17 protein-coding genes and 1 pseudogene are annotated in these 18,781 nt (G+C 50.6%); 17 read left to right on the top strand and 1 reads right to left on the bottom strand.

Annotation, left to right across the window (positions count from 1 at the left end; translation table 11 throughout):
* Window positions 1-41: 41 nt before the first annotated feature.
* From SDD30_RS07970 to SDD30_RS08025, 12 genes and pseudogenes are all read left to right on the top strand, one after another.
* Window positions 42-2,063 carry a putative cobaltochelatase gene (locus SDD30_RS07970; protein WP_434074414.1) on the top strand — a complete coding sequence of 674 codons (2,022 nt, stop codon included), beginning with the start codon at window positions 42-44 and terminating at the stop codon, window positions 2,061-2,063.
* A 23-nt stretch (window positions 2,064-2,086) separates the two neighbouring features.
* Window positions 2,087-3,115, top strand: a complete 1,029-nt coding sequence (locus SDD30_RS07975; RefSeq protein ID WP_434074392.1) for a magnesium chelatase ATPase subunit I — start codon at window positions 2,087-2,089, stop codon at window positions 3,113-3,115.
* Complete coding sequence (locus tag SDD30_RS07980) at window positions 3,112-3,951, top strand: ABC transporter ATP-binding protein (protein ID WP_434074393.1); 840 nt, start codon at window positions 3,112-3,114, stop codon at window positions 3,949-3,951. Before SDD30_RS07975 ends, SDD30_RS07980 begins: the two co-directional genes overlap by 4 nt.
* Window position 3,952: 1 nt before the next feature.
* A complete protein-coding gene (locus SDD30_RS07985; protein ID WP_434074394.1) occupies window positions 3,953-4,684 on the top strand; it encodes an ABC transporter permease in 732 nt (243 codons plus the stop codon).
* A gap of 236 nt (window positions 4,685-4,920) precedes the next feature.
* A complete protein-coding gene (locus SDD30_RS07990; RefSeq protein ID WP_434074395.1) occupies window positions 4,921-6,192 on the top strand; it encodes an L-cysteine desulfidase family protein in 1,272 nt (423 codons plus the stop codon).
* A 460-nt stretch (window positions 6,193-6,652) separates the two neighbouring features.
* Window positions 6,653-7,354, top strand: a complete 702-nt coding sequence (locus SDD30_RS07995) for a metal-dependent transcriptional regulator (RefSeq protein WP_434074396.1) — start codon at window positions 6,653-6,655, stop codon at window positions 7,352-7,354.
* A 17-nt stretch (window positions 7,355-7,371) separates the two neighbouring features.
* Window positions 7,372-7,626, top strand: coding sequence for a FeoA family protein (locus SDD30_RS08000; RefSeq protein ID WP_434074397.1), 255 nt, complete (start codon window positions 7,372-7,374; stop codon window positions 7,624-7,626).
* A gap of 208 nt (window positions 7,627-7,834) precedes the next feature.
* On the top strand, window positions 7,835-9,886 hold the full coding sequence (feoB, locus tag SDD30_RS08005) for a ferrous iron transport protein B (RefSeq protein ID WP_434074398.1): 2,052 nt from the start codon (window positions 7,835-7,837) through the stop codon (window positions 9,884-9,886).
* Between the two features lie 244 nt (window positions 9,887-10,130).
* Window positions 10,131-10,753, top strand: a pseudogene (locus SDD30_RS08010) (HD-GYP domain-containing protein).
* Window positions 10,754-11,307: 554 nt separating this feature from the next.
* Entirely contained in the window at window positions 11,308-11,742 is a 435-nt protein-coding gene (locus SDD30_RS08015; protein ID WP_434074399.1) for an MBL fold metallo-hydrolase, read from the top strand.
* A gap of 27 nt (window positions 11,743-11,769) precedes the next feature.
* Window positions 11,770-12,153, top strand: a complete 384-nt coding sequence (locus SDD30_RS08020; RefSeq protein WP_434074400.1) for an MBL fold metallo-hydrolase — start codon at window positions 11,770-11,772, stop codon at window positions 12,151-12,153.
* 27 nt (window positions 12,154-12,180) lie between these two features.
* Entirely contained in the window at window positions 12,181-13,269 is a 1,089-nt protein-coding gene (locus SDD30_RS08025) for a radical SAM protein (RefSeq protein WP_434074401.1), read from the top strand.
* 51 nt (window positions 13,270-13,320) lie between these two features.
* Here SDD30_RS08025 and SDD30_RS08030 read toward each other — a convergent pair whose 3' ends face one another.
* Window positions 13,321-13,947: a DUF1638 domain-containing protein gene (locus SDD30_RS08030; protein WP_434074402.1), complete on the bottom strand. Its 627-nt coding sequence runs from the start codon at window positions 13,945-13,947 to the stop codon at window positions 13,321-13,323.
* Between the two features lie 747 nt (window positions 13,948-14,694).
* On the opposite strand from SDD30_RS08030, the gene SDD30_RS08035 reads away from it, so the two are divergent.
* The 5 genes from SDD30_RS08035 to SDD30_RS08055 all read left to right on the top strand — a co-directional run bounded on the left by SDD30_RS08035 (window position 14,695) and on the right by SDD30_RS08055 (window position 18,707).
* A complete protein-coding gene (locus SDD30_RS08035) occupies window positions 14,695-15,432 on the top strand; it encodes a Rossmann-like domain-containing protein (RefSeq protein ID WP_434074403.1) in 738 nt (245 codons plus the stop codon).
* A gap of 64 nt (window positions 15,433-15,496) precedes the next feature.
* Window positions 15,497-16,381, top strand: a complete 885-nt coding sequence (locus SDD30_RS08040; RefSeq protein WP_434074404.1) for a radical SAM protein — start codon at window positions 15,497-15,499, stop codon at window positions 16,379-16,381.
* A gap of 90 nt (window positions 16,382-16,471) precedes the next feature.
* Window positions 16,472-16,873, top strand: coding sequence for a pyridoxamine 5'-phosphate oxidase family protein (locus SDD30_RS08045; protein ID WP_434074405.1), 402 nt, complete (start codon window positions 16,472-16,474; stop codon window positions 16,871-16,873).
* Between the two features lie 96 nt (window positions 16,874-16,969).
* Window positions 16,970-17,599, top strand: a complete 630-nt coding sequence (locus tag SDD30_RS08050) for a DUF1847 domain-containing protein (RefSeq protein ID WP_434074406.1) — start codon at window positions 16,970-16,972, stop codon at window positions 17,597-17,599.
* Window positions 17,600-17,957: 358 nt separating this feature from the next.
* Window positions 17,958-18,707, top strand: coding sequence for a sulfite exporter TauE/SafE family protein (locus SDD30_RS08055; protein WP_434074407.1), 750 nt, complete (start codon window positions 17,958-17,960; stop codon window positions 18,705-18,707).
* Window positions 18,708-18,781: the final 74 nt, after the last annotated feature.

The raw sequence follows: 18,781 nt of genomic DNA on the forward strand, positions 1-18,781 counted from the left end.
GATACATCTATCCCTTTACCGCCATTGTCGGCCAGGAGAAAATGCAGAAGGGGTTAATCTTAAATGCCATTAACCCTCGCCTGGGCGGGATCCTCATCCGGGGAGAAAAGGGCACGGCCAAATCTACGGCCGTACGTGCCCTGGCGGCCCTGTTACCCGAAATAGAGGTTGTCGCCGGTTGTCCTTATAATTGTGATCCTGAAGATTATAACCGCCTGTGTCTTAACTGCAGGGAGAGATTGGCCCGGGGAGAAAAGCTACCCCGGGTCAGGCGCAGGGTCCCGGTCATTGATCTGCCCATATCAGCCACCGAAGACCGCCTGGTCGGGAGCCTGGACTTCGAATATGCCATCAAGCACGGGCGGCCCCGCTTTGAACCGGGAATACTGGCCCGGGCCAATCGCGGTATCATCTATGTGGACGAAGTAAACCTGCTGGACGATCACCTGGTAGATGTCCTCTTGGACGCCGCCGCCATGGGGGTAAATATCGTCGAAAGGGAAGGAATTTCTTATACCCACCCGGCAGAATTCATCCTGGTCGGTACTATGAACCCGGAAGAAGGGGAGTTAAGGCCCCATCTTTTGGACCGCTTGGGCCTCTGCGTGCAGATTGCAGGTGTACACGACCACGGGCAGCGGGTAGAAATAATTAAACGCTGGGGAGCCTTTGAAGCCGACCCTTTGAGGTTTCTCGCCCAATGGTCAGCAGAAGAAGAAAGTTTACGCCAAAAAATCCTTACCGCCCGGCAAATCTTACCCCGGGTAACTATCAGGGAAGAATTGTTGGCATTAATAGCCCGGTTATGCGTAGAAGCCTGTACCGCCGGCCACCGGGCTGATATCATTATGACGGCAACAGCGCGCACCATCGCCGCCCTCGCAGGGCGGGAAGAAGTGACCGAGGCTGACGTACAGGAGGCAGCGGAACTGGTACTGCCCCACCGGGTGCGGGAAGCACCGGCGCCGCCTCCAGAACAATTCCAGCCGCCTGAAACCCGGGAAGAACCGTCACAGCAAGAAGAAAATCCCGAATCAGCTCCCGAGCAGGTCGAAGCCCCACCTGAACAGCCCCGGGAAAACGACGGCCAGAAATCAGGGGAAGAACCTCATGGTGAGGAATATAACGGAAAGACTGAAGAAGGAGAGAACACTCCTGCGCCCCCTCAAGGGCAGGACGTGGTCTTTGCTGTAGGCCGGCCTTTTGCCGTCCGGCGTATTACCCACGGGCGGGATCGCATTTTACGCCAAGGTTCCGGCCGTCGCTCGCGCACCAGGACGGCCACCAGGGCAGGCAGGTATATACTGGCGACTGTCTGGTTACAAGATAACGACCTGGCCTTTGACGCTACCTTAAGGGCGGCGGCCCCTTACCAGGTTTACCGGGAAAAGTATGGTATGGCCATTGCCATCGAAAAAGGAGATTTTCGTGCCAAAGTAAGGGAAAAACGCATCGGCAATTTCCTGCTTTTTGTGGTGGATGCCAGCGGTTCCATGGGGGCCCAACAGCGGATGGTAGAGACTAAAGGGGCGATTCTTTCCCTCTTGCTGGATGCCTATCAGAAACGGGATAAAATCGGCCTGGTAGCCTTCAAAGGTAAGACAGCTGAAGTACTGCTGCCGCCCACCAACAGTGTGGAAATGGGATATAAACTACTCCAGGAACTACCAACCGGCGGGCGAACCCCTCTGGCGGCAGGCTTGCTCAAGGCATATGACCTGATTAAAATTCATTTTTATAAAGACACTAACCTTGACCCTCTTTTGATCCTTATTTCCGACGGCCGCGCTAATGTGAGCATGGGGGAGGATAAGCCCCTCCTTGAGGCTCGGCGAGCGGCGGAGATAATCCGTGACGATGCCAGAATCAAAACTCTGGTGGTAGATGTAGAAAAAGACGGCCTGGTTACCTTTGGCCTGGCCCGGGAACTGGCCGTTGCATTAGGAGCGGAATATTACCGGATAGATGACTTAAAATCCAACTCCCTGGTCCAGGTGGTCCGGGAGATGCAAGGTTCCAGTGCACTAATATTCCCGCCAGCGAAAGCGAGATATATTGTTTAATATTTTCAAGGGAGATGAAGGGAGTGCAACCAGGAACAATAGTTTACTCTTTTGCCGCCCTGGTAGGGCAGGAAGAAATGAAAAAAGGTTTGCTTTTAAACGCCGTCAACCCCAAACTTTCGGGGATTCTCATTCGCGGGGAAAAAGGAACGGCCAAGTCAACTGCCGTGCGGGCCCTGGCGGCTTTGCTACCGGAGATAGAGGTGGTGGCCGATTGTCCATTTAGCTGTGATCCTGCGGATATTACCACCATGTGTTCAAGTTGTCGCCGGCGGTTAGAGGCCGGTGAAGAACTACCGCGGAGCCGGCGGAGAATGCGGGTAGTAGACCTGCCTGTTTCTGCCACCGAAGACCGGGTGGTTGGCACCCTGGACATTGAACGGGCCATAAAAAAAGGGAAAAAGCATTTTGAACCCGGCGTCCTGGCCCAGGTCAACCGGGGCATTCTTTATGTAGACGAAGTAAACCTTCTCGATGACCATGTGGTGGATGTGCTGCTGGATTCCGCAGCTATGGGCGTCAATACTGTCGAGCGGGAAGGCGTATCCTTCACCCACCCGGCCAATTTCATCCTGGTCGGTACCATGAACCCGGAGGAAGGGGAACTAAGGCCGCAGCTTTTAGACCGCTTTGGCCTCTGCGTCAATATCACCGGCATCCTGGACCCCAGGGAAAGGGTAGAAATCATTAAACGCCGCGTCGCCTTTGAAGAAGATCCGGAAGGGTTTATAACCCGGTGGGAAGGGAAGCAGGAAAAGCTGCGCCGGCAAATTGTGACGGCTATAGAGATTTTACCGCAAGTAAAAATACCGGAGGAAATCCTTTATCTCATTGCGAAGATCGCCATTGAAATGGGTGTGGACGGCCACCGGGCCGACCTGGTGATGATGAAGGCGGCCAGAACTATGACCGCCCTGGACGGGCGTACCGAGGTAATACCCGAGGATGTCTATGCCGTAGCAAACCTCGCCCTGCTCCACCGCACGCGCCGCCAACCATTCCAGGAGATGCATGTCGACCACGAGAAACTCCGGGAGGTATTGGCAAAGTGATTGCAATTCAGGGGCTTAGCAAACATTACGGCAATATTGTCGCCGTAGCCGGACTGAACCTCCAGATCAAAAGCGGGGAAATCTTTGCTTTACTCGGCCCCAATGGTGCCGGTAAAACTACCACCGTGCGGATGCTAACCATGCTGACCAGGCCCAGCGGCGGCAGGGCCCTGATCAACGGCTGCGACGTAACGCGGGATTTAGGCAAGGTGAAACAAGCCATTGGGGTAGTGCCCCAGCAGATGAACCTGGACCAGGAGCTTACCGCCCGGGAAAACCTGGAACTACACGGCCGCCTGCACAAGATGCCCGCTAAAGAGCGGCAAGCAAGGATTAATGAACTCTTAGCTTATGTGGAACTGGAAGAGCGGGCCGATGACCTGGTGAGTAAATTTTCCGGCGGGATGAAGCGCCGGCTGATGATCGCCCGGGCGCTGATGCACCGGCCGCGCGTTCTTTTCCTGGACGAGCCGACGGTGGGTCTTGACCCCCAGACCCGCCGGAAAATCTGGGATTTAATCCGGCGGATGAACAGCGAGGGGATGACCGTACTCTTGACCACCCATTACATTGAAGAAGCCGAGATGCTTTGCCAGCGGGTAGGCATTATGGACCGGGGGCAACTCATTGCCCTGGGTACACCCGGCGAGCTGAAACAAAAGGTGGGGGAAGTTGCTGTTGAGTCTTTTGCGAGCACGGAAACAGGCTATAAACTTTTTTCCTCCCGGGAAGAGGCTCTGAATTACGCCCGCAAAGTAACAGGGAATGTTTTAATTCGCGCTACTAACCTGGAAGACGTTTTTATTGAGTTAACCGGGCGGAAGGTGGAAGATTGACATGGAGTTTTATACGGTCTTTTGGCGGGAAATGATAGTCTTGAAGCGCACCTTTTACAAGTTTTTTGCCTCGCGCCTGGTGAGCCCTTTGTTGTACCTGGTGGCTTTCGGCTGGGGCCTGGGACGGGGCGTGCGCATGGACGGCGGCAATTACCTGGAATTTGTGGTACCCGGCATTATCGCCCTGTCGGCCATGAACACCAGCTTTAACGTCGTGGGTATTTCCCTGAACATCAGCCGTTTATATTATAAAACCTTAGAAGAATACCTGATCGCTCCTTTAAGCGCCGGCTCCTTTGTTTTCGGACAAGTCCTGGCAGGTACGGTGCGCGGCCTGATTGCTGCTTTAATTATCCTGGGCCTGGCCTTTTTATTCGGGGCAAAATTGGCCCTGAACGCCTGGTTTTTCGTGATTATAATTTTGACCTGTTTCCTTTTTGCCGCCCTGGGAGTGGTGGCGGCCATGACCATCAACTCCCATGAGGATATGGCCAACTTTTCTACTTTTGTTATTTTGCCTATGTCTTTTTTAAGCGGCACCTTTTTCCTGCCGGACCGCTTGCCCCTGGGCGTGGCTTACCTTATTAAAGCCCTGCCCCTGACCCATACCAGTTACGCCCTGCGAGCCCTGGCCCAGGGTCAGGGCCTCCTGCCCGTCTCCCTGGCCGTGCTGGGGGTCTATGCCGCCTTATTGTTTATTGCTGCTGTGGTAGTCGTACAAAAGGTACGGTAAATCCTCGCGGACCGCAGGGCGATCCGGTCAAGTTCCCGTGCTAGGTACGCCAGCAACATACTTTACTTTTTAATTTTAAATATTGACATATGCTCTCTATGGTCTTATACTAATAATGTAAATGAAAGTGAACAACGGTACCAAAAATTAAATATGGGTGCAAGGGCCTGGCGTAGTCAACGATGGGTGCCGTTAGTAAAACGAGAAGGACAGATAGGGGACCGGGAGGGAAAGCCTTGCTTGATCAGCGAAGCCTGATAAATCTACTCCATCAAGAAGCCGATATAGCAGTCGGGTGTACCGAACCGGTAATGGTGGCCTTGGCCACAGCTAAGGCCAGGGAGATATTGGGTATTTTACCGCAAATGGTTGATATTTCCGTCAGTTCGGCGGTTTGGAAGAATGCCCGTCGGGTTGGTTTGCCGGGAACCGCAGAAAAGGGCTTGGCCATGGCGGCGGCTATGGGCCTGCTGGCGCCGGTAGAGGCAGGCCAGCGCCTGCTGGCCTATTTAACGCCCGACCAGGTGCAACAGGCCAAGAAGTTTATCCTGGAAGGAACTATTAAGGTCAGGGTTATTGGCGACAAGGAGGGCTTATATACCCGGGCTCTAGCCACATCAAAACAGCATGAGGTTATTGTCGAGTTAAAAGGCAATCATAAAAACTTTGCGGCTTTATGGCTGGATGGCCAATTAATCGGTAGACAAGGAGAGCATCTTGATCTACAATTGGAAGCTTTGCTGGCGCAAGATTCCCAAACTTTGCTAAAGCAGGTTTTCTCGCTTCCAACGGAGGAGATAAATTTCCTTTACCAGGGAGCTAACGAGATTTTGGCCTTCGCCCGGGAAGTCGAGCAAGGTATGAGGGAGCCTCTATCTTCCCTGGTTTCCTTTTTCCGGCGTCCAGGTACCGAGGTAGGAGGTTTAGCAGAACAAGCCCGCACCTTTACCGGAATTGCGGTGGCAGAGCGGATGGCGGGTGCTACATACCCCGTCTTAACCTGCGCCGGTAGCGGCAATCAGGGTATTCTGGCTGCAGTACCGCTGCTGTTGATGAGCCAAAATCTGGGAGCAGATCCGAAAAAGATAACCCGGGCCTTAGCAGTAGCTCATTTTACCAACATGTACCTGAGGGCTTATACCGGCAAGCTATCACCGTTATGCGGGGCAGTAACCGGAGGTGCCGGTGTAGCGGCGGCCATCTGCTGGCTTTTAGGCGGCAGCAATGAGCAAATTATTAACGCAATGCAAATCATCTTGGGCAACCTTTGCTGTATTATTTGTGACGGCGCCAAAGAAAGTTGCGCTTTGAAAATAAGTACTGCAGCAGTTGAAGCTGTCCGGGCCGGCTTTATGGCCAGTCAGGGAGCGATCTTAGAGTCGGGTACTGGTATTGTGGGCAAAAAGTTGGAGGATACTATGGAGCTGGTTAGAAAAGTATACCAGGGCGGGTTGGGCGAGATAGATTATTACCTAGGTAAGGTCGATTATCTGCTGTCAGCTTGTTGAGTAACTGTTCTCACCTCGGGAAAAAGCTGACTGCGCCCCAGTTTTTGTTTTCTACTAAGGTGGCGTAAATTGTCATGAGATTTGCTGCCGCGGCACTTTTCTCCCTGGTTAGGACATCGAACCTGCCTGTTGTAGGGCCAACTTAAGGCAGGTATTTTATTGTCTTTTGGCCATGGCCAAGCAAGTAATTGCTTACAGTAAGTACAGTAAGATGCCGGTAGGAAGCTACTGAAAAATTTGAATACGTCCCTGGAGATCCCCATGCTTTTTCAGGCAAAGAGGGAGAAAAATGGCGAATGCAATTTAACGGAACAAAAGTTCAGGCATTTACAAGTAATAATATCGCTTGTACTATAGGGGGGTCAATAAAAGGCTTGACAGAGATACAACTTAGTGCTATTTTATTATTGAGTAAATGAGAATGAAAATCACTCTCCGGCCATAAGAAGAGGGCGATAAATTGATCGGCACATTGGCTATTTCTCCCGCCATGCAGGATTACCTGGAAGTTATTTTGAAACTTACCGAAAATGAGGGCCCTGTGCGGGTTACTGATATTGCCGCCAGTCTGGGGATCGCCAAAGCCAGTGTCAGTCAGGCCATGAGCACCCTGGCCAGCCTTAAGCTGATCAAGCAAGAAAGGTATGGCCCCATCGAGCTGACGCTGGCAGGCAGGCGGGAGGCGGCCAGAATTCAGCGCCGCCATCAGCTATTGTATCGTTTCCTGGTAGAAATCTTGGGCGTCGATGCCGGTACGGCCCAAAAGGATGCCTGTTTGATAGAACATGTAGTAAGCCCGTTAACTTTAGCTAGGCTGGCAGAATACCTCGAAAAAGAAACTGGCAACGGATGTGAAGAGTTATGTGATGAATTACAAGGAAACAAAAAGGGAAAGGAGGCTATTGTCATGGAGGCTATGGAAAGCAGCAACATCCGTGCTTTAAGCGAGCTGATGAAGGGTGCCAGCGGCAGGGTAATTAAAATTACCGCTACCGGCGAAATCCGCCGCCGCCTGCTGGACATGGGAGTGGTTCCCGGCACGGAAGTAGCTGTTACTGGAGTAGCTCCGTTAGGCGATCCCATTGAATTAAAAATTAAGGGATACAACTTGAGCTTGCGTAAAAAAGAAGCAGCCACTATTTTTGTGGAGCAACTTAAATAGTGAAGAGGTGTTCATTTATGAGTAACGGCTTATTACCCTTAGAATTTTTAAATACAGGCCGGGAGGCAGTTATTAAAGAAGTTGCCGGCGGTATGACCCTGCGGCACCGGCTGACAGAGCTGGGCATGGTTCGGGGAAAGACCATCAGGATTATCCGTAACGATAACTTCGGTCCCATAATCATTTCGCTGGGAAACGACTCGGGGAGTGGCCGCCTGGCAATCGGGCGGGGCATGGCCCATAAGATTATGGTCGAAGCAGTGGGAGAGTAGCCTGGCTGTTGGATTTTCCTATTTTCAGGCTGGATTTCGCCGTTTAAATACGGCTGGTTGATACTAAAAAAGGGCTTATTATGACTGAGGTATGTCTGATAGGTATGGGCGCTCATTTGGCAACAAATGATATCTTGGCAGGGTGATGTTAGGCATACTTAACAGTTTCTTTTCGTTGCGAATGGTCATTTTTTAAGGAGGGGAACCCATGGAGGCAACGTTAACGACTAAACCTGAAAGGGGGAAGATTATTGCCTTAGTCGGCAATCCCAATTCAGGTAAGACCAGTATTTTTAATGATTTGACCGGCGCCCGCCAGCATGTTGGCAACTGGCCGGGCGTGACGGTGGAGAAAAAAGAAGGGAAGCTGTGCTATCAAGGACAGAACTTTAATATTGTCGATTTGCCCGGGACTTATAGCCTTGGCGCTTACAGTGAGGACGAGCTAATCGCTCGTAATTTTATCCTCTTTGAGAAACCTGAGGCTGTTGTCAATGTCGTCGACGCTTCCAACCTGGAGCGCAACTTATACTTGACTACCCAATTGTTGGAGATGGGGGCCAATGTAATCGTTGCTTTAAATATGGTTGATGAGGCCAGGGCACGCAAGATCGAAATTAATATCTTGCGCCTGGCGCAAGCGTTAGGGGTTCCGGTAGTGCCGACCGTAGCTACGCGTGGCGAGGGTATTAAAGAACTTGTAGCGGCGGTTGCCCAAAGAGTCGGGGAGGCAGCCTACCGGCCGTTAAGAGTGAACTATGGAACGGAAATTGAAAAACAACTGGATAAATTAGAGCAAATTATAAAGCAGGAAGCTAATCTTGCCGCTAAATACCCGGCCAGGTGGCTGGCGATAAAACTTTTGGAAGACGATGAACGGATCCAGGAAGAGCTACAAAAAGAAGGGGCCAAACAGATCCTTGAAGTGGCAGCTCGAAGCAAAAAACAGCTCAATGAAAAGTTGGGGGAAGAAGCAGAAGCCCTTATTGCCGATCGCCGTTACGGTTTTATCAACGGCCTGGTAAAAGAGGCTGTTACTAAGCGCCAGACCCTGGAGGAAAGACTTACTTTATCAGATAAAATTGACAGCATAGTAACAAATAGATACCTGGGGCTTCCCATTTTTCTCCTGGCGATGTGGGCTGTTTTTCAGTTTACCTTTAAGTTGGGTGACCCCATGATTGGTTGGGTGGAAACCGTTTTTGAGAGTTTAAAAGCCCTTACTACCAACTGGCTGGAAGCTGGGGGGGCGCCACAACTGCTGACCTCCTTTTTAACAGAGGGGATAATCGGGGGTGTGGGTTCGGTGCTTGTTTTTATCCCTCCCATTTTCTTGCTTTTCCTGGCCATTTCCCTCCTGGAAGATAGCGGTTATATGGCTAGGGCTGCCTACATTATGGACCGGCTGATGCATGCTATGGGGTTGCACGGTAAATCCTTTGTCCCGCTTTTAATCGGCTTTGGCTGCAATGTCCCGGCTATTATGGCTACCAGAACGCTGGAAAATCGTAAGGACCGGTTGATTACTATTCTTATTAATCCCTTGATGTCCTGCACGGCCCGCTTACCGGTTTACGTCCTTTTCACTGGCGCCTTCTTTACAGCCAATCAGGGTTGGGTAATCTTCTCCCTGTACCTTTTAGGTATTGTGCTGGCCATTATCATGGGCAAAATCTTTAAGACCTTTCTTTTTAAAGGGGAAACCGCTCCCTTTGTCATGGAGCTGCCGCCTTACCGGGTCCCGACCCTTAAAGGCACCTTGATTCACATGTGGGAAAGAGGGAGCTCTTTTGTCCGCAAGGCCGGCACCGTTATTGTCGGTGTTGTGGTGCTGATCTGGTTCCTTTCCAACCTGCCCCTGGGGGTGGAATACGCCAGCCAGGCGAGCCTGATCGGGAAACTGGGAACTATGCTGGCGCCGATCTTTAAACCGGCCGGTTTCGGCACCTGGCAAGCGGCGGTAGCCCTGGTTTTTGGCATCCTGGCTAAAGAAGTGGTCGTCGGCACCCTGGGGGTGCTCTACGGAGTAGAGGAAAACGGCTTGACAGGCGCTATTGCAAATTCCTGGACGCCCCTTTCCGCGTACGCTTTTATGGTTATGACCCTGATTTACATTCCCTGCGTAGCAACTATCGCGGCCATACGCCGGGAGACTAATTCCTGGAGCTGGACTGCCTTTGCCATAGGTTATAGTTTGGTACTGGGTTGGGTGATGGCGGCGCTGGTCTTCCAGGTAGGGAGAATCCTAGGACTTGGCTAAAACGAGTACTGGAATGTTTTGAGCGCCGCTATAAGGGGAGGAAAGCAATGGAAATTGCCGTTTTAGCCGGAGCAGGTATTCTGGCGGCTGGCATTCTGGCGCGGCATCTGCTGGTAACCTTGAGAGGAACAGGTTGCCCAGGTTGCGGGGGAGTTTGTGACGGGTGTCACAGAACTGGAAGATAATATCTACCCGCGGTTTTTGGCGATTAAAGGGGGTTCTCACAACCGGAAGGGGAAACGGGATGCTTTCCTGGATATATGGGCGTGACCTCCATGGGGTCTACCATGACATTATTGAATGTTTAACGGCCACCCTGGAAGCCAGGGATCCTTATAGTGAAGAACATTCGCAACGTGTGGCGGATATGGCTTTGACCTGGCCAGGAGAATTGGGATTAAAGGCGCAGAACTTGAGAAAATACATATAGCCGCCCATTTGCATGATATTGGGAAAATTGGCGTCCCGGACCAGATTTTGCGTAAACCGGGGCGCCTTTTACCTCACGAACGAGCAGCGATCCAGCGCCACCCGGAAATAGGTTTTAATATTTTGGCTAAATCGCCGCGATTGAAGCCAATAGCTCAACTAGTTCTTTATCATCATGAACGGTGGGACGGCAAGGGTTACCCGGCCGGCTTAAAAGGCGAGACTATCCCCTTAGGCTCACGGATTATTGCTTTATGTGATGCCATCGATGCCATGACCTCGGAACGGCCATATCGTCCGGCTTTGACCTGGCACCGCTGTTGGGAAGAAGTTGCAGCCAACAAAGCCATCCAGTTTGATGCGGTGCTGGTGGAAGCGGTGGAAACATTGTGGACCGGATGGGAGAATAAGTGGTCGTTGAAAAAGGCTGCATGGTAGATACAAATATAAAACCAAATTATACTAGCCGTATTTTTTCCCCTGGCTAATATTGACGTATAACCCAATAATTACTACGCTTTTTCTGCAATTAAGTTCTAGTATTAACAAAACCCATGGAAAGGGACGACCGGTTTGAAGCAAACGGATGTATTGGTTAGCGGCGGAAGTGCGGCGGCTACCGTCCAGCATAAGATGCGGGCTGACAAGTTTTTTTCAAGGCGATATTGACGTATGTTCTTTATAGATTTATACTAGAATCGAGCAGGGATGAATAGCGAATGCCGGAATTTGAATTCCAATGCAGCAATTGCGGGGCTGTAAGTACATTTAACAAGCGTGAAGATGCAGCTATTTGTCTTTACTTGCGGCAGCACGAGATTAGTAAGGGTATTCTCGGCACCATATATAATAAAAAGCCGCCCCGACGCCGGCGGGAAAACGCTGTGCTGCGAGAGGGATTCCCGGCCGGATAGCTGCCCGCCCGGCGGGTGCTGCCGCGATTAGAAATGACCATAGAAATAATGAAATAATTTAAGGGAGGACAAATAAAGATGGCTGGTACCATAGAAATCATTAACCTGGTAGACAATACAGTAACCACCAGAGGCCTCATAGCCGAGCACGGCCTGGCTTTTCTGGTACGAACCGGGGAAAAGACTATTCTCTTCGACACCGGGGCCGGAGGCGCCATTGTGCAGAATATGTTAAGCCTGGGTCTCGATCCCCGGGAAATTACAGCTATTGCCTTAAGCCACGGCCATGACGACCATACCGGTGGCCTAAAAAAGATCTGCGAAATTACCGGGCCCCTTCCCGTATACGCCCACCCCGATGTCTTTATGGCCAAATACCGCCTCCGGGAAGGGGAGGAAGCCAGGTATATCGGCATCCCGTGGTCGCGGGCAGAATTAGAAACCAGCGGGGCGGTTTTCCACCTCTCCCGGCAACCCGTCGAGCTGGCAGAAGGAATTGTCTTGACCGGCTAAATCCGGCCCCGGCAGGCTTTTGAAGCCTTGAGCCGGGAATTTCGCCTCCTTGCCGGTGGTGAGTACCTCCAGGACAACCTCTGGGACGACCAGTCTTTAATCATTACTACCAGGGAAGGGCCGCTGGTGCTCCTGGGCTGCGCCCACTCTGGGCTAATCAGCACCCTGGAGCGCATCCTGGACCTTACCGGTGCCAGCCGCATCTTCGCCGTCATCGGCGGCACCCACTTAAAGGACGCCGGTCCGGAGCGACTGGAGAAGACGATCAAGGCCCTGCCGCGTTTCGGTCTCCGGTACCTGGTAGCCTGCCACTGCACCGGCTTTCAGGCCAGTTCCGCCCTCTACCAGGCCTTGGGAAATAAGTTTATTTACAATGAAACAGGACGTGCCTTCCGGTTTACCAGTGAATAGGCTTAAAAGAAAGCAGTATGATAGCTGATGCAATGGCCGAACTTTAAAACCATTTTCCGGGGACTTTTACCGGCAGCGCCAAAAATACCGGTCCTCCAACTGGAGGTCACCAGCCGTTGCCAGCTTAAATGTTCTTTTTGTCCCCACACCCTTTTGCAAGACGGCTGGTATGACGCCGACTTCACGTGGGAACTCTTCGTGCGCTATATTGCCCCTTATCTGCGCCAGATAGGGTTAATTTACTTCCAGGGCTGGGGCGAACCACTATTGCACCCGCGGCTATTTGATATGATGCAGCTGGCCCAAGAACAGGGCTGCCGGGTGGGCTTCACTACCAACGGCGTTCTTCTGGGTCCCGCTGTTTTGGAGCGGCTGGTAGAAATGCAGAGTGATATTCTGGGCCTTTCCGTAGCCGGGGGCAATCCGGTTACCCATGCCGCGTTACGGTCCGGCTCCAGCCTCAAACGATTGCTGACAAACATTGGCCGCCTGGCGGCTATCAAACAAAAGCAAGGTAGCCCTTTACCCAAAATTGTTTGTTCCTACCTGATGACCAGGAGAAATCTCCATGAGCTGCCGGCCTTTGTAGAATTAGCTGCCGGCGCCGGGGCCGATGAAGTGGTGGTCACCAACCTGGATCTAACTCTTTCTCCAGAGCTGGAAGATTTAAGGGCTTTTGCCTGCCCGGGAGAAGTAATTTTTCAAGAATATCTTCTTGTCATCCAAGACGCTGAAGAACGGGCCCGGCGGCAGAGCCTCCCTTTAAGAGTCTATCCTTTGCAGTTTAATCCTGATGTTATGGTCTGCGATGCCCGGCCCTTGAAACATATTTTTGTCAACAGTTACGGTGAAGTGTCCCCCTGCGTCTATCTGGGGCTGCCCTATAAAGGCAGGGTACCCCGTTACTTTTGCCGGCAGGAAGCGCCCTTTAAGCCCTTGAATTATGGCAATATTACTGAAGGCCTGACCAGGGTGATTAAAAATAAAGCCGCCCGAGAATTTAAACAGCCTTTCCGTTACCGCCTGGACCTGACCAACCCTTTTCTCCTGGATAACCCGGAAGTGCCGGCGCCTCCCCCGCCGTGTACCAACTGTTACAAACTCTTTGGCTTATAGCGCTATATTTTAATATTAATTGACAATGGTCACAATGCGGGTATAATATTTTCATTCTTTTATTTGTGCTGCCAGCAAAGTTCGCAAACGTTCCAGAGAAAGGTTATAGGGCTGGATAGGCAGAGCCATCCAATCGGAAAAATCCAGGAGTTCTTCCGTATGTTCCAAACTGTAACGGTTGAAAAAGTCAAGTCCGTCCAGGAGAATGGCACCGCCGTCATGCTTGGGAAAATTTTCATTGGCCTGCGCTTTATCCCAACCCTTAAATACCTGATGACGGTAAAGTATCCAACCTGGCGTAAGCCACCACACCTTGGAGCCCGCAGCCAATTTTTCCCTTTCTTCGCTACTGGCAAGCATATCAAAGCACCTCTCGGCCTGGATCCTGGAGATTGTATAACCCTCTTCTTGTTGTCTGCTGATAAGGGCATCGATATTATCGTAAGGGTCATTAATGTTGATGTAGCAAAACTTACCACCATAGACGACGATAATTTTCCTGCTGGATTTCTTAGCCCTACTTAATTGCAGGTCCAATTGCCGGGCTAATTCTGGTGGTTCCTGGTGCAGGCCGGGAGTAGTGTAAAAGATTTTTGCAGTCTTTAAAAAGCCCTCTTCTTTTAAGCGCTCTAGCTCTGGCCGCATTGTTCCGCAGGCTACAATAGCATAACCTTGCATATGACCGTCCTCCTATAGTGGTATTGGTAAATTGGACATATGTTGCATATTACTATTTTAATAGGCAAATACTTCGCTGTCAATATTTTTCTCAAGCGGCCAGTGTTAATGCATCTGAAACCTGCAGCCTGGGATATCCTTGATTTCCTTGTTAAATCACCGCAGCTAAAATTCCTGGCCAAGCCATAACATTGCGGCCAGCGTAAGTTATCGATGCCAATATTTTTAAATTTAAGATCGCGTCTTTAAATGTGCTAAACGGCCATAAAACGGTGAGGGTACGGAGATGGTAGGAGGAAGGTAGAAATAACAAAGAACAGGTGGCGCTGCCGCCGCCTGGCCAACAGGAGTACCGAAGCTAATGCAATCTTCAAAGCTTCGACACCCGCCAAGCCCCTGTAGCACCGGATATTCAAGTCAGGAGACCTGCCCGTTTGCACTACACCATTGAACCACGTGCTATGGGGAGGTGAATAGCAGGTTAGCGTTTATCCCCAACCACTATGTATGCGGTTGGGGTTTTTAATTGCACAGAGCAGCCCTCGCTGCTTTTTGCACGTTTATATTGACGTATGTCCTTTATGGGTTTATACTAGAACCTGGCGGGGATGAATAGCGAATGCCGGAGCCCGCCTGGACCCGACCAACCCTTTTCTTCTGGATAAATCCGGAGGTATCGGCGCCTCCCCCACCGTGTACCAACTGCTACATTTTGGTTTATAGCATTTTACGAAAGGGGGGAAATGGATGAGCCTGATTGACGCTATTATTGCCAACCTTTCCGGCGATGAGATTGTGAAGGATGTACGAATCGGTCCGTTCTGGACGGGGGTGTGGAGCCGTTACTGCGGCCTGGCTTCGACAACCTTTATCCACGAACATGAAGACCGCTTTCCCGTAGGCGAAGCGGGCTCTCTGGCAGGTAAAAGCGTCCGCGAGCTTTGCCGCTATGCCACCTCGGCAAGCCTTCTGGAAGCCTCTGTCGGGCTTGCGGCGATCAATTCTTTGTTAGAGGTGGATATGGAGCAATGCCAGGATATTAACGCCGGGGAATTATTAATAGAAAGGGGGGCGGGGAAACGGGTTGCCGTGGTGGGGCACTTTCCTTTTGTTCCCGCGCTACGGCGGGTAGCAAGGGAACTCTGGGTGTTGGAAAGAAGGCCGCAAAGCGGCGATCTCCCGGCTGATACAGCAGGGATCGTCATCCCCAGGGCCGACGTGGTGGCCATAACCGGCACGGCTCTTATAAACGGTACAATGGAAGGCCTCCTTGAACTTTGCCGGAAAGACAGCCTGGTAATGGTGCTCGGCCCGACAACGCCCCTTACACCTCTATGGTTTGACTACGGGGTGGACCTGATTTCCGGGACGCGGGTGGTGGAGCCGGAAGTGGTGCTCAGGCTTGTTTCTGAAGGCGTGGTGTTCAAGCAATTGCATGGGCGCGGCGTAAGGTTGCTCACCATGGCGAAAAAGGGGTTGCAATAGAATGAGTCATGTTTTTGGCCCTGTCCCGTCACGGCGGCTGGGGTGGTCCCTGGGAGTCGACCTTGTGCCCTTTAAAACCTGCAGCTATGATTGCATCTACTGCCAGTTAGGCCGTACAACAGTACACACCATCCAGCGCAGGGATTACGTACCGGTAGCGGATGTACTGCAAGAAGTGGAGACAAAACTCAAGGAAAATCCCCAACCCGACTATGTGACAATTTCCGGCTCCGGTGAGCCTACCCTTAATGTGGGACTCGGCCGGGTAATCCAGGGCTTAAAAAGGTTAACGTCCGTACCTGTGGCCATACTTACCAACGGATCACTCCTATATGATCAAAATATACGGGAAGATCTGGCAGCAGCGGATCTGGTGATACCTTCCCTGGATGCAGCTACAATCCCGGCGTTTGAGCAGATCAACCGGCCCTGTAGCCAGCTTAGTTTGGAACGGATTATTGAAGGGTTGCAAGACTTTGCCAATATGTTTCGTGGCCGCCTTTGGATAGAGGTAATGTTGGCCCGCGGGCTCAATGATGGGGAAGAAGAGATTACTGCCCTGACTGCAATTTTAAAAGACTTACCGGTTGAGAAGATCCAGCTGAATACTGTTACTCGTCCCCCGGCGGAGGCTTTTGCCAGACTCCTGGAACAGGAGCAAATGGAGAGGATAGCTGCCCGGCTAGGGCAGAGAGCAGAGATAATTGGTAATTTTGCCGGGAAGGTGTACGGGCACGGGAGCCAGCAGGATATTGAAAAGGAGATTGTGACCCTTCTCAGCCGGCGGCCATGCACCCTAACGGAGATTGCTTTTTTAACTGGCTTACACAAGACTGAGGTGACAAAATATACTGGGCGTTTGGTAGAAGCTGGCCTTATTGAAGTAGTTTACAGGGAAGAGGCTTATTATAAAGTTCTGGATGGTAATCGCCGGGACAGAAACGTTTAGTCTTGCGCTCGAGCGCTTTCGCTACCGAGTTGGCAGGTTAGGTAGTAGTTACAAGTAAAATTTATTTTTCAAGGAAGAGGGTTTGGGTTTATGGCCAAACTGAATACGGAAATTAAAAATGTGATCGCAAAGCAGGGAGTTTTTCCGGTAGCTACTGCGTCTAAAGATGGCATACCTAACGTGGTGCCGATGACTTTTGTTAAAGTGTATGACGACCATCATCTTTTAGTAGTGGATAATTTCATGAAGAAATCAAAAGACAATCTCATAAACAATCCTTATATCACGGTATGTACCTGGAATCTGGAAGATAAGCAATCCTACCAAATAAAAGGAAAAGCTACTATTCACACTTCAGGTCGGGTTTTCGACGATGCGGTGGCTTGGGTCAAACAGGCAAATCCGGCGCTGCATCCCCAATCCGCTGTGCTGGTGGAAATTACTAATGTTTATATTTGTCAACCTGGCGATACCCTAGGTAAAGAATTATAATTCTTAACGGCGTAAAAAGGTCTATAGTCCTTGCTTTTTGTTTGCGGGGACTATTTATGTTGTTATTGATCGACATACTAAGGAGGCTTTTAAATAATGCGCTGTGATCAATGCGGAGTTTATGCCTGTAGGACGGGGGAACTGGAGCGATTACCGGCTAATTGTCCCATGCAGGAGAACAAAGCCATTTACCAGGAAGCCAGGGCTGAATACCAAAAGCCGGAGATAAATAATATTGCCTTGAATGCCGCTCGGACAGAGGCTGCCGGCTACGGCGTCTGGACACGGTTGGAAGAAATCATGGAGTTTTCCCGGCGGGCAGGTTTTCGTAAGTTAGGACTGGCTTTTTGTACGGGCGTAAGAGAAGAAGCCAAACGCATTGCAGCCGTTTTGCAAAGTAACGGCTTTGAGGTCTACTCGGTTATCTGCAAAACAGGGTCGGTGCCTAAAGAAGAATTGGGTATTACCAACGAAGAGAAAGTGCGCCCTGGTTCTTATGAACCCATGTGCAATCCCATAGGCCAGGCCAAGCTTTTAAATGCGGCCGGGACTGATTTGAACGTAATTGTCTGCCTATGTGTAGGACACGATACCTTATTTATCCAGTACTCCGAGGCTCCGGTGACGGTTTTAGCGGTTAAAGATCGTGTTTTAGCGCATAATCCTTTGGGTGCGGTCTATGCAAGCCACTATTTTCATAAGAAATTAAGCAGTCATCGCTTGTAAGATTTTTATGGCCCTTATCACTGGCAGCCGTTGCTCCGGTAGTGGTCGCGGTGCTAGTCGCCATAACACAAGAAGGAATTGGTGTGCAGGGGTCGACGCAATGGATGGAATCCCGCTTATAGATATAACGTAAAGATATTTGGCAGGCCAATATGCTAGGGGAAACACTGGCGCTAGACACAGGCAGGGAAGAAATAGAGGCGCTAGCAACAAGATGGGTTGGCTTTTGCTGGGGTTAATTTAAGGGCAAGTTTTTTATTTAAATATGGAAGGTTAACTTGACATATGTACATTAGAAGAATATAATATTCTTAAATAGGGAGATATAAAATATAAAACCATGAAAGGAAGGGTTAAGATGGCATATTTAATTTATCTAATTACCGGTATCCTGGCGGGAATAATGGGTGGTCTCCTGGGAACGGGAGGTTGCGCTCTGATGATGCCGGTGATTCGCTTCGGGTTTAATTTTGATCCGGCGATTGCGGTGGGAACCACTTTAACGGCTGTTGTTTTTACGGCTGCTTCTGGAGCGATTCAGCATATTAAGATGGGTAATGTAGAAGGAGAGACTGCTAAGATTACCGGTTATAGTGGCGTGCTGGGTGTAATAATAGGTTCGATAGTCTTTAATTACGTAAAGAACTACGGCGATCTGATCGATCTGATTATAGGTATTGCTTTCATCATAGTTTCGTTAAGGATGTTGTATGAAGGTTTGCAGCGTCGACCGTCAAATATCCACCAAAATTTACCATCGGCCCAAGAAATACCTGGTAGCCCCACCCAAAAAAGCATTTTGGGGTCAATCATCGGTTTTTTGACGGGGATTATTGGCCTTGGCGGCGGTTATGCTTTAGTACCTTCATATTTGTATCTATTTAAGGCGCCGATGAAATTAGCCATCGGTACTTCCATGGCTTCGTTTATTTGGATGGCCCTGGTGGGCTCTATTTTTAAACTGGTGGCGCATACAGTAAATATTCCGGTCGCTGTCGTGCTGGGTATCGGCGCTGTCATAGGCGCCATCTACGGGGCTAAATTGGTAGCCCGCTTTAGCTCAACCACCTTAAAACTTCTTTTCGGTTTGTTGTTTTTATATGTGTGATTCTGGTGCAAGAACCCCAAAATAACTAACTCATGCCAGGTACGCAATCGCTCTTTGACATCAAAAATGGCATT

Source organism: Moorella naiadis (nom. illeg.), assembly GCF_051020825.1.
Classification (GTDB): Bacteria; Bacillota; DSM-521; order Neomoorellales; family Neomoorellaceae; genus Neomoorella; species Neomoorella naiadis.

Bases quoted from the DNA above. Each gene is read 5' to 3' on its own strand.
- SDD30_RS08055 (WP_434074407.1), top strand. From the start codon at position 17,958: ATGGCATATTTAATTTATCTAATTACCGGTATCCTGGCGGGAATAATG.
- SDD30_RS08045 (WP_434074405.1), top strand. From the start codon at position 16,472: ATGGCCAAACTGAATACGGAAATTAAAAATGTGATCGCAAAGCAGGGA.
- SDD30_RS08030 (WP_434074402.1), bottom strand. From the start codon at position 13,947: ATGCAAGGTTATGCTATTGTAGCCTGCGGAACAATGCGGCCAGAGCTA.
- SDD30_RS08000 (WP_434074397.1), top strand. From the start codon at position 7,372: ATGAGTAACGGCTTATTACCCTTAGAATTTTTAAATACAGGCCGGGAG.
- SDD30_RS08035 (WP_434074403.1), top strand. From the start codon at position 14,695: ATGAGCCTGATTGACGCTATTATTGCCAACCTTTCCGGCGATGAGATT.
- SDD30_RS08015 (WP_434074399.1), top strand. From the start codon at position 11,308: ATGGCTGGTACCATAGAAATCATTAACCTGGTAGACAATACAGTAACC.
- SDD30_RS07970 (WP_434074414.1), top strand. From the start codon at position 42: ATGCAGAAGGGGTTAATCTTAAATGCCATTAACCCTCGCCTGGGCGGG.
- SDD30_RS07985 (WP_434074394.1), top strand. From the start codon at position 3,953: ATGGAGTTTTATACGGTCTTTTGGCGGGAAATGATAGTCTTGAAGCGC.
- SDD30_RS08025 (WP_434074401.1), top strand. From the start codon at position 12,181: ATGCAATGGCCGAACTTTAAAACCATTTTCCGGGGACTTTTACCGGCA.
- feoB (WP_434074398.1), top strand. From the start codon at position 7,835: ATGGAGGCAACGTTAACGACTAAACCTGAAAGGGGGAAGATTATTGCC.
- SDD30_RS08050 (WP_434074406.1), top strand. From the start codon at position 16,970: ATGCGCTGTGATCAATGCGGAGTTTATGCCTGTAGGACGGGGGAACTG.